Genomic DNA, 11,024 nt, shown 5'->3' on the forward strand with positions numbered 1-11,024 from the left:
GGCGCGCCGATACCCAGGCGCGGCACGATGATCGGGCTGGAACGGACCCTGCCCACGGCGACGAAGCCGGGCGGACGCCCCCTGGCAAGCCGCCGGGACGATCGGTGAGGGCAAGGGCGCCCCCGAAAAGCCGAGAGCGGCCGCGACGACGCAGGTGCACCGCCGCGCTCTCTCCCGAGACAGCCCGGTCCGCCGTGCCTGCCGCACCCTCGCGAGGGGAGGCGGCGCGAGCAGGCCGGGCGGCGATGGCGGCGGGATCGGCAGGCGGCGGGCATGACCGTGAGCATAGACCGCCAAGGCGCGAAGGCGAAACGCGCCCGCCGCGCCTAGCCGGCGTCCGTCCGTCCCCGCCGGTCGCTTCGAAGGCAGGCGTAGAGGACGTGATTGCGCCAGCGCCCCCCGATCTGGAGGTAGCTCTGCGCCACGCCTTCGTACTTGTATCCCGCACGCTCCAGCACCGCACGCGAAGCGCGGTTCTCCGCGAGGCAGGCGCTCTCGATGCGGGAGAGGTCGAGCGCGTCGAACGCGTAGCCCACGACCGCGCGCAGCCCTTCGGTCATCAACCCCCGTCCGGTGAAGCCGCTGCCCAGCCAGTAGCCCGTCGTTCCGGCCTGCGAGGGGCCGCGGCGGATGTTGTCGAGGGTGATCGCCCCGGCGATGCGGCCTTGAGAGCCGCCGCCGTCCTTCTCGAACAGGAAGAGGGGCAGCCCCGTCCCCTGGCGCACCGCCCGCTGCGCCCAGTAGACGCGGTTGGTGAAGGCCCGTCGGGTCAGATGGTCGATGGACCAGACAGGCTCCCACGGCTTGAGATGCGCGGCGGACGTCTCCCGCAGGTTGGCCCAGACGCGCCAGTCGCGATGCTCGGGCGGGCGGAGGACGAGGCGCTCGGTCTCGATCCGGGGCGCCGAGGCCTGGCCGAACATCACGCTGCGAGGCGCGCGCGCACGGCATCGAGACCCGGCGCGGCCTCGGCCCGGCCATAGAGCGCCAACGCCGGCACCCCCTCCCCCGCCATCCTGGCGGAGACGGCGCGGACGTCGCCCGTGGTGACGGCATCGATCTTCTCGAGCACCTCCCCCACGGGAGGCACCCGGTCCCAGACGGCGGTGACCCGCGCGAGCCGCTCGGCCCGCGCCGAGGGGCTCTCCAGGCCCATGACCATGCCGGCCTTCATCTGCGCCCGCGCCCGCGCCACTTCGGCGGGGGACATGTCCGAGGCGGCGCGCTTCAGCTCGTCGAGGGTCAGCGCGGCCAGCTCGGCAACCTGCCCCGCATTGGTCCCGGCGTAGATCGTGGTCGTGCCCGTCTCGGAATAGGCGCCCGCCTGGGCGAAGATGCTGTAGCAGAGCCCCCGCTCCTCGCGCAGGCGCTGGAAGAGGCGGCTCGACATGCCGCCCCCGAGGGCGGTCGCGTGAATCTGCGCGGCGTAGACGGCGTCGTCGCGATAGCCCGGCCCCTCGAAGCCCAGGGCGAAATGAACCTGCTCGAGGTCGCGGATCACCCGCCGCTCGCCGCCCGTGAAGCGTGCGGCGGCCGGAGTCGAGGGCGCGCGCGGCTCGAGATGGCCGAAATGCCGCTCCGCGAGGCGCATCACCATGTCGTGGTCCACCGCGCCGGCGGCCGCGACGATCATCTGCCCCGGCCCGTAATGCGAGGCCACGAAGCGGCGCAGGTCGGCGGCGTCGAAGCGCGTCACCTTCTCGGCCGGGCCGAGGATGGTGCGCCCGAGGGGCTGGTCCGCGAAGCTCTCCTCCTGGAGCCAGTCGAAGATCACGTCGTCGGGCGTGTCCAGCGCCTGCCCGATCTCCTGCAGGATCACCCCGCGCTCGATCTCGATCTCGCTGGCGTCGAAGACGGGGTTCAGGATGATGTCGGCCACCACGTCCAGCGCCAGCGGGATGTCCGCGGGCAGCACCCGCGCGTAGTAGGCCGTCGCCTCGCGCGAGGTGTAGGCGTTGATGTAGCCGCCGACGTCCTCGATCTCCTCCGCGATGCGAAGTGCGCTGCGGGTATCGGTCCCCTTGAACGCCATGTGCTCGAGGAAGTGGGCGATGCCGTTCTCGCCCTCGTCCTCGTGGCGGGCGCCGGCATTCACCCAGACGCCGACGGCGGCGGACTCAAGGCCCGGCATCGCCTCCGTGACGACGCGAAGGCCGTTGGGGAGGCGGTCGAGGCGGGCTTCTTCGGTCAAGTGGCGCGGGTCTTTCGGATGTGCGCCTGAAGCGCGGAGAGGTCGTCGGCGATGCGCGTCACACGCTCGGGGCGGTCATAGAGATCACCCATGCGAGGGGGAAGAGGGGGGCGGACGCCGGTCGCCTCCTCCACCGCGTCGGGGAACTTGGCGGGGTGGGCGGTCGCCAGCGTCACCATTGGCGCGTCCCCTGGATGGGCTTCGGCGACATGGACCGCGACGGCGGTGTGCGGGCAAAGAAGCTCCCCCGCGTCGCGCAGGGTGCGGGCGATGGTCGCCTTCGTCTCCTCCTCCGAGGCGCGGCCTGAGGCGTAGACCTCGCGCAACGCCTGCAGCGCGCCCTGCGAGATGCCGAAGCCCCCCTGCGACAACTCGGCCATCAGCTGCCGGACGGCGCGCGCGTCGCCGCCATAGGCGAGATGCAGCGCCCGCTCGAAGTTGGACGAGACCTGGATGTCCATCGAGGGGCTGATGGTCGGCGCGACGCCGTCCGGGCGGTATTCCCCCGTCGTGAGCGCGCGGTGGAGGATGTCGTTGCGGTTCGTCGCCACGATGAGCCGTCCGACTGGAAGGCCCATGCGCTTGGCCACATGGCCCGCGAACACGTCGCCGAAATTGCCCGTGGGCACGGTGAAATCGACCGTGCGCCCCGGCGCCCCCAGGGCGGTGGCGGCGGCGAAATAGTAGACCACCTGCGCCAGCACCCTGCCCCAATTGATGCTGTTCACCCCCGCCAGGGCGACCTCGTCGCGGAAGCCGTGGTCGTTGAAGGCGGCCTTCACCAGCGCTTGGCAGGTATCGAAATCCCCATCGACCGCGATGGCGTGGACGTTCGTTTCCCCGGGCGTGGTCATCTGGCGGCGCTGCACCTCGGACACCCGCCCGTGCGGGTAGAGGACGAACACGTCCACGGCCGGGTTGCCGCGGAACGCCTCGATCGCGGCCGAGCCGGTGTCGCCCGAGGTGGCGCCGATCACGCAGAGGCGGTCGCCCCGCCGGCCCAGGACCTCGGCGAACATGCCGCCGATCAGCTGCATGGCGAAGTCCTTGAAGGCCAGGGTCGGGCCGTGGAACAGCTCCAGCAGGAAATGGTTCGGGGCCAACTGCCGGAGGGGTGCGCGCGCCGGATGGCCGAAGCCCGCATAGGCCGCGTCGATCAGCCGCCGGAAGGTCGCGTCGTCGAAGGCGTCCCCCACGAAGGGACGCATGACGCAGAAGGCGACATCCTCGTAGGGGCGTCCTGCGAGCGCCGCGATCTCTCCGGGAGGCAGCGCGGGAACCTCGGCCGGGACGTAGAGGCCGCCGTCCCGCGCGAGGCCGGTCATCATCGCGTCCTCGAAACCAAGCTCGGGAGCCTCCCCCCGCGTCGACACGTAGCGCATCACCCCTCCGTCCGGCGCGCTTGGCGCCATAGGAAATATCCCGCCATGCCCGCCCAGACCAGCGCGAGCCCGAACCATTGCACGGCATAGCCCAGGTGATTGTCCGGGATGCCGGCGGTGTCCAGCGGCACCGGCACCACGCCTTCGGGGGCGGAGGTCGCGCGCGCCACCACGAGGACCGGCTCCGTCTCCAGCGCCTCGGCGAGGAGGGCGACGTCCCGCGCTTCCCACCCGTCGGAGGGATCCGCCTCCTTCTCATCGGGCCAGTGAAGGTTTCCCTCCACCGCGATACGCCCCTTGGGAACCCGCGCCTCCTCCGTCGGTGAGTAGCCGCGGTCGAGAAGCACCCGCCGCCCGTCGTCGGTCCGGAATGGCGCCACGATCCGGTAGCCCGCACCGGGCCCCCGCCAGGTCGAGAAGACGCCGACCCCTTCCCCCACCGTCCCGGTCAGGGCGACGGGAAGGAAGCGGTCCGCTTCGGGATCGGGCGCGGCGGGAAGGGCGACGGGCTCCATCGTCCGGCGCGCCTCCACGTCGGCGATGACGGCGGCCTTCCACTCCGCCCGGTCCAGCTGCCAGAACCCCAGCCGAAGCAGGACGGCCAGCCCAAGGAGGGCGAACAGCAACGGCACGATCAGCCCTCGACGCATCAGCCACCCATCTCCGCTGGTAGGTCGCTGCTCGAAGAGCCGGACCCGAAAAGGAGAAGGCCGCCCCCGGAAGAGGGCGGCGTCCGGGTCGGAGGATGCCCGGCAGCGACCTCCGACCACGGCAGACGCCGTCCCGCCGCTAGGCGCCCCAGATGTAGATGGAGAAGAAGAGGAACAGCCAAACCACGTCCACGAAGTGCCAGTACCAGGCCGCCGCCTCGAAGCCCACGTGCTTCTCGGGGGTGAAGGCGCCGTTCTGCAGGCGGATCAGGCACACGGCGAGGAAGATCGTCCCGATGATGACGTGCGCGCCGTGGAAGCCCGTCGCCATGAAGAAGTTCGCGCCGTAGATGTTGCCCGCGAAGCCGAAGGCCGCGTGGGTGTACTCGTAGGCCTGGAAGAAGGTGAAGATCACCCCCAGCACGATGGCCAGGATCAGCCCGTTGCGCATGTCGCGGCGATTGTTCTCGTGAACGAGGGCGTGGTGCGCCCAAGTCGCCGCCGCGCCCGAGCACAGCAGGATCAGCGTGTTGATCAGCGGCAGGTGCCAGGGATCGAAGGTCTCGATCGAGGGGGGCGGCCACTGTCCTTCGGAGAAGGTCTCCATCGGATAGAGGGCGTGCTTGAAGAAGGACCAGAACCATGCCGCGAAGAACATCACCTCGGACATGATGAAGAGGATGAAGCCGTAGCGCAGGCCGATCCGCACCACGGGCGTGTGGTCACCAGCCGCGCTCTCGGCGGAGACCTCGGCCCACCAGCCGAACATCACGTAGAGGACGCCGACGAGGCCGGCGAGGAACACCCAAGGCGTGCCGGAGGCGGCCGGCGACATCCAGAGGACGCCCCCGAACAGCATCACGAAGCCGAAGACGGACCCGAGGAACGGATAGATCGAGGGGGGTAGGATGTGGTAGTCGTGGTTCTTGGCGCCTGCCATGCGTTCAGCCCTCGCTGGGTTCGTCGTTCAAGGCCGCCTGCTCGATCGTGGGATCGTCGAGGCGGTGGAAGGTGTAGCTCAGGGTGATCGTGTGCACGAACTGCGCGTCGCGGTCATCCACGATCTCGGGATCGACGAAGAAGGTGACGGGCATGCGCATCGTCTCGCCGGGCCGCAGCAGCTGCTCCTCGAAGCAGAAGCAGTCGATCTTCGTGAAGAACCCGCCGGCCTCGAAGGGCGCGACATTGTAGGATGCCCGGCCGGCGACCGGCACGTCGAGCGGGTTCGTCGCCTCGTAGAAGGCGATCGCCGTCTCGCCGATCGGAACTTCGACGGTGCGGATGACCGGCTCGAACTCCCATGGCATGTCGCGCTCGACGGAGGCGTCGAAGCGCACGCGAATCGTCCGGTCCAGGACGTCGCTCTCGTTCGCGACGGCGATCCCGGGATCGCCGCCGAAGCCGGTGACGCGACAGAACCAGTCATAGAAGGGCACCGACGCCCAGGCGAGCGCGCCCATCGTCACGACGACGCCGGCCGCCTGGAAGGCCGTCCGGGTCTTGGGATCCATCTACCCGTCCTCCCCCGGCAGCGGCGCGGGCGCATCCAGCGTCTCGGGCACCGCGAGCGCGGGGCGGGCGACGTGGTCGAAGCCCTCGACCGCCCCCGTGCCGTTTATCTTCACGACCGAGATCGCGAACACGACCACGATGAACCCGATCAGCGTCAGACCGAGGCCGACGTTCCGGGACCGCCGCCGCTCGTGCAGCTCATGGGTGGGGCGCAGCGTCATCGGAAAGCCCCCAGCACCGTGCCGTGCAGCGCCGCCTGCACCATGATCGCGCCGAAGAGCACGAAGAGGTAGGCGAGGCTGTCGCGGAACACCCTCTTCTCGACGGCGTAACCGTCCGCCTCGGCCATGACCTCGTCCCGCCGGAAGATCGCCCATGCGCCGCGGAGGAAGATGCCGTGCATCACGAGGGCGGCGGCGAGGTAGATCGGACCGCCCACGGAGGTGAAGGCCAGCCCCAGCGCGACCGGGGTCAGCGCCACGGTGTACCACCAGACATGCCGCCGGGTCGCCGGCCTGCCATGGGTGACCGTCAGCATGGGCACGCCGGCGTCGTCGTAGTCGGACCGCATGAAGAGGGCGAGCGCCCAGAAGTGCGGCGGGGTCCACATGAAGATCAGCAGGAACATCATCACCGATTCCGCCGAGACGCCGCCCGTCGCGACGGCCCAGCCGATCATCGGCGGGAACGCCCCCGCCGCCCCGCCGATCACGATGTTCTGCGGCGTCGAGCGCTTGAGCCACATCGAGTAGACGACGGCGTAGAAGAAGATGGTAAAGGCCAGCAGACCGGCGGCGATCCAGTTCGTCGCCAGCCCAAGCATGACGACGGCGAAGGCCGAGAGGACGAGACCCAGCGCCATCGCCTCGGACGGCTGGACCCGTCCGGCGGGAATGGGGCGGCCGCGGGTGCGCCGCATCACGGCGTCGATGTCCGCGTCCCACCACATGTTCAGGGCGCCCGACGCACCGCCGCCCAGTGCGATGAAGAGGATCGCCGCCAAGCCGATGACCGGGTGGACGGCCACCGGCGCGGCCACGATGCCGGCGATGGCCGTGAACACCACCAGGACCATCACGCGCGGCTTCAGGAGGGCGACGTAATCGCCGAACCCCGGCTCGCCATAGCGCTCGAAATGGGTCGCGTCGGACATCCGTTATGCCAACCGGCGGATCCTCCGCCGGCCCCTGCTGACGGGGGCGGCGCCCCCAAGGGTTGCGTTAGCCTTCCAGCGCAGCGGTCTGCACGCTCGCGCCGCCCTGCTCGACCAGCCACTCCTGATAGACCTCGGGCGAGACGACGTGGACCGTGATCGGCATGTAGGCGTGGTCCTTGCCACATAGCTCGGAGCACTGGCCGAAGTAGACGCCCTCGCGCTCGGCGGCGAACCAGAGCTCGGCCAGGCGGCCGGGGATCGCATCCTGCTTCACGCCGAAGGCCGGGATCGTCCAGGAGTGGATCACGTCAGCGCCCGTCACCTGCATCACGACCGTGGCGCCCGTGGGCACGACGATCGGGTTGTCGGTCGCCAGGAGGTAGAGGCTCTCGTCGTAGCCGTAGTCAGCGAGATCCTCGCGCGCGAGCATGAATTGCTCGAACGCGATGCCCTCGTCGACGTATTCGTAGCCCCAGTACCACTGGTAGCCAGTCACCTTGATGGTGATGTCGGCCTCCGGGATCTCCTGCTGGTGGAAGAGGACCGGAAGCGAGAACGCGCCGATGAAGAAGAGGATCAGGATCGGCACGACCGTCCACGCCACCTCGATCGGCGAGTTGTGGGTGAACGTCGCCGGGGTCGGGTTCCGGCGGCGGTTGTAGCGCACGATGACGATCCCGATCAGGGCGGTCACGAACACAGTGATCACCGTGATGATGATCGTCACCATCCAGTCGAGGCCCTGGAGCTGGCGCGCCAGCTCGGTCGCGGCAGGCTGGAAATCGATCCCGGCGGCGCTGGGCGCGCCGACGACCGGAAGCTCGTCCAGCACTTCCTGCGCACGGGCGGCGCCGCCGAGAAGGGCCGCGCCGAAGGTCGCCGTCAGAGCCGAGAGATTCCGCATATCGTCTTCCTGACTGGGTGGTCCCGCGCGGCCCGTCGCGGGGCGCGCCTTTGCTCGTGCGGGGTCTGACCATATCTAGCCTCTGACCTCAATGGGGCATGCCGCGTCACAACCGCGCGCGGCGGCCCCCGCTTCCCCCGCGCGGCGCCCCGCCGCCCTTCCAGCAGGAGTGGCCATGACCGACGAACCCTTCCGCCCGTTCGAGACCGCCATCGACGAGGAGGGCGCCCTAGGGATCCTGCGCGGCGCGCTCGAGGGCGCCGACGACGGCGAGCTCTTCCTCGAGCGGACCCGCACCGAGATGCTCAGCTTCGACGACGGGCGGCTCCGGACCGCGAACTACGACAGCGCCGAGGGATTCGGCCTGCGCGCCGTGCGCGGCGAGACGGCCGGCTACGCTCACTCGACCGAGATCACGGAGGCCGCGTTGCGCCGCGCCGCCGAGACTGCGCGCCTCGCGGTCGCCGGGGGCGGCGGGACGATGGCGCCGTCGCCCCGCCGGACGAATGCGCGCCTCTACACGGATGCCGACCCCATCGCCGGCGCGCCCTTCGGCGTGAAGGTCGAGACGCTGCGCGAGATCGACGCCTTCGCCCGCGACCTCGACCCCCGCGTGGTCCAGGTCAGCGCCTCGCTGGGCGCGGGCCTGCAGGAGGTCGAGATCCTCCGCCCCGAGGGCTGGCGCGCTTCCGACGTCCGGCCGATGGCCCGCCTCTACGTGCAGGTCACCGTCGAGAAGGACGGCCGGCGCGAGTCCGGCGGGTCGGGCGGGGGCGGGCGCACGGACCTTGCCGGGCTGATGACGGCCGGGGGCTGGCAGGCCCATGTGCGCGAGGCGCTGCGAATCGCGCTCGTCAACCTCGAGGCCGAGCCGGCGCCCGCGGGAGTGATGGACGTGCTCCTCGGGCCGGGCTGGCCCGGCATCCTCCTCCACGAGGCGGTGGGGCACGGGCTGGAGGGCGATTTCAACCGCAAGGAATCGAGCGCCTTCGCCGGCCTCATGGGCCAGCGCGTCGCAGCGCCCGGCGTCACCGTGCTGGACGACGGCACGATCCCGGACCGGCGCGGCAGCCTCACGATCGACGACGAGGGCACGCCGTCGGGCCGCAACACCCTCATCGAGGACGGGGTGCTCGTGGGATACATGCAGGATCGGCAGAACGCCCGCCTGATGGGGGTGGAGCCTACGGGCAACGGCCGCCGCCAGAGCTTCGCGCACATCCCGATGCCGCGCATGACGAACACCTACATGCTGGGCGGCGACGCCGACCCGAAGGCGCTGCTGGCGGACCTCGAGGATGGGATCTACGCGGTCGGGTTCGGCGGCGGTCAGGTCGACATCACGAACGGCAAGTTCGTCTTCTCCTGCACGGAGGCCTATCGCGTGAAGGACGGCGTAGTCGGCGCGCCCGTGAAGGGGGCCACGCTGATCGGCGACGGCGCGACGGCGCTGACGAAGATCCGCGGGATCGGCAACGACATGGCGCTGGATCCGGGGATCGGGAACTGCGGCAAGGCGGGGCAGTGGGTGCCGGTCGGCGTGGGGCAACCCTCCCTCCTGATGGGCGGGCTGACGGTGGGCGGCGCGGCGGCCTGATGCGGCGGTGACCCTGCGCGGCCACCCAAGCGGCCCCCGATCCGCCGGGCCGATGGGACTGGTGATCGTCGGCCGCGCAGACGTCTTCGGGCCGATGTGGCCGTTTTCGTGCATCGTACGGAGGGCGTTAACGCCCTCTTAACCCGCTGCCGCTAGAAGTGATTCCGCAAGCAGGCGGAGGCGGGTTCCACCCATGGACGGAAGCTCGGGTCCCGAACCCCACCCCACCCCCCACCCCAGCGGGGCCGAGCGTCTGGACCGCCTCCGCCTGCTTCGCTCCCGCCGGATCGGCCCGGCTACCTTCGCCAGGTTGATGACGGCGCACGGCACCGCCCGCAGGGCGGTCGAGCTGCTGCCTGCCCTGGCGAGCGAGGCCGGCCTGCCGGGCTACGTCCCCTGCCCCGAGGCCGTCGCCCGACGCGAGATGGCGGAGGGGGCCCGCCATGGCGCCAGGGCGATCTTCGCCGACGACCCCGAATGGCCAGCCGCGCTGCGAGAGGTCGAGAACGCACCCGCGATGCTCTGGGCCCGGGGCGACCTCTCGCTCCTTTCCCGGCCAGCCGTGGCGCTGATCGGCGCGCGCGACGCCTCCTCGCTGGGGCTGCGTATGGCCCGCTCGCTGGCCTCCGGGCTGGGCGAGGCCGGGTTCGCGACGGTCTCCGGCCTCGCGCGGGGGATCGACGCCGCCGCGCACGACGCCGCGCTGCCCCACGGCACGATCGCCGTCCTGGCGGGCGGCATCGCCGCGACGCATCCCGCCCTCGACGAGGCGCTGATGACGCGCGTGGCGCGCGGCGGCCTCCTCCTGTCGGAGCATCCGCCCGGCCGGGTGCCCGGCGCGCGCGACTTTCCGCGCCGCAACCGGATCGTCGCCGGCCTCGCCCGCGCAGTGGTGGTGGTCGAGGCGGCGGCGCGCTCTGGCTCGATGATCACGGCACGGATGGCGCTGGACCAGGGGCGCGAGGTGCTGGCCGTGCCGGGGCACCCGCTCGATCCCCGCGCGGCCGGCTGCAACATGCTGATCCGCGACGGCGCCACCCTTGTGCGCGGGCCGCAGGACGTCTCCCAGGCCGTGGGCCGGGCCGACGAGGCCGGGCTGCCCCTCTGGGCCGCCGTGCCGTCCCCGGAGGCTCCGGCGCCGAAGGCAACGCAGGCCAGCCGGCCCGAGGCAGCGCCCTTCGCCGCAGCCCCGGCCCCGGCCCCGTCGGCCAAGGAAGCCGAGTCGTCCGAAAGGAAGAGGACCGCGATGCCCTGGAGGGGCAGGCGGAGGAATGCAGGCCCTGCGGCGGCGGACGGACCTCGCGGCGATCCGGGGGGCGCGCGGAGGGCGGCGTCGCCTCCCGCCGCGGAAGCCGGCGGGACCGGTCCCGCCCGAGGCCACGTTCGCACGCCGCGTTCCGGCGGCGCGGAAGCCGCGTCACCGGACGGCGATGCCGAATGCGCCGGGATCCGGCCCGGTAGCACCGTCGCACAGGCGATCCTGGCGCGGCTGGCGGACGCCCCGGCGGACGAGGACCAGCTCATCCGCGCCTCGGGCGCCTGCCCGGGCGAGGTGGCGCCCGCCCTTCTCGCGCTCGAGCTCGACGGCCGGATCGAGCGGCGGGCCGGGGGCCGGATCCACCTTTCCTGAAG

11 protein-coding genes are annotated in these 11,024 nt (G+C 71.4%); 2 read left to right on the plus strand and 9 right to left on the minus strand.

Features of this window, described 5'->3' with window-relative positions:
* Positions 1-326 precede the first annotated feature (326 nt).
* The 9 genes from BCF33_RS06010 to coxB form a co-directional block, all read right to left on the minus strand.
* Positions 327-923 (minus strand): GNAT family N-acetyltransferase, encoded by a 597-nt coding sequence (locus BCF33_RS06010; protein WP_106159963.1) that lies wholly within the window; start codon positions 921-923, stop codon positions 327-329.
* Positions 923-2,191 (minus strand): M16 family metallopeptidase, encoded by a 1,269-nt coding sequence (locus tag BCF33_RS06015; RefSeq protein ID WP_106159964.1) that lies wholly within the window; start codon positions 2,189-2,191, stop codon positions 923-925. Before BCF33_RS06015 ends, BCF33_RS06010 begins: the two co-directional genes overlap by 1 nt.
* Entirely contained in the window at positions 2,188-3,573 is a 1,386-nt protein-coding gene (thrC, locus tag BCF33_RS06020) for a threonine synthase (RefSeq protein WP_106159965.1), read from the minus strand. Before thrC ends, BCF33_RS06015 begins: the two co-directional genes overlap by 4 nt.
* Positions 3,573-4,223 (minus strand): SURF1 family protein, encoded by a 651-nt coding sequence (locus tag BCF33_RS06025; RefSeq protein ID WP_106159966.1) that lies wholly within the window; start codon positions 4,221-4,223, stop codon positions 3,573-3,575. The genes thrC and BCF33_RS06025 overlap by 1 nt, the downstream gene beginning before the upstream one ends.
* Positions 4,224-4,362: 139 nt before the next feature.
* A complete protein-coding gene (locus BCF33_RS06030; RefSeq protein WP_106159967.1) occupies positions 4,363-5,163 on the minus strand; it encodes a cytochrome c oxidase subunit 3 in 801 nt (266 codons plus the stop codon).
* Between the two features lie 4 nt (positions 5,164-5,167).
* Entirely contained in the window at positions 5,168-5,734 is a 567-nt protein-coding gene (locus BCF33_RS06035) for a cytochrome c oxidase assembly protein (RefSeq protein ID WP_106159968.1), read from the minus strand.
* On the minus strand, positions 5,735-5,956 hold the full coding sequence (locus BCF33_RS06040; protein ID WP_106159969.1) for a hypothetical protein: 222 nt from the start codon (positions 5,954-5,956) through the stop codon (positions 5,735-5,737).
* Positions 5,953-6,888: a heme o synthase gene (gene cyoE, locus BCF33_RS06045; protein ID WP_106159970.1), complete on the minus strand. Its 936-nt coding sequence runs from the start codon at positions 6,886-6,888 to the stop codon at positions 5,953-5,955. The genes BCF33_RS06040 and cyoE overlap by 4 nt, the downstream gene beginning before the upstream one ends.
* Positions 6,889-6,955: 67 nt before the next feature.
* On the minus strand, positions 6,956-7,795 hold the full coding sequence (coxB, locus tag BCF33_RS06050) for a cytochrome c oxidase subunit II (RefSeq protein WP_106159971.1): 840 nt from the start codon (positions 7,793-7,795) through the stop codon (positions 6,956-6,958).
* Positions 7,796-7,970: 175 nt separating this feature from the next.
* On the opposite strand from coxB, the gene BCF33_RS06055 reads away from it, so the two are divergent.
* Positions 7,971-9,392, plus strand: coding sequence for a TldD/PmbA family protein (locus BCF33_RS06055; protein WP_106159972.1), 1,422 nt, complete (start codon positions 7,971-7,973; stop codon positions 9,390-9,392).
* A gap of 193 nt (positions 9,393-9,585) precedes the next feature.
* Entirely contained in the window at positions 9,586-11,022 is a 1,437-nt protein-coding gene (gene dprA / locus BCF33_RS14530) for a DNA-processing protein DprA (protein WP_425432753.1), read from the plus strand.
* The last annotated feature ends 2 nt before the right edge of the window (positions 11,023-11,024 follow it).

This window comes from Hasllibacter halocynthiae (assembly GCF_003003095.1).
Lineage (GTDB): Bacteria > Pseudomonadota > Alphaproteobacteria > Rhodobacterales > Rhodobacteraceae > Hasllibacter > Hasllibacter halocynthiae.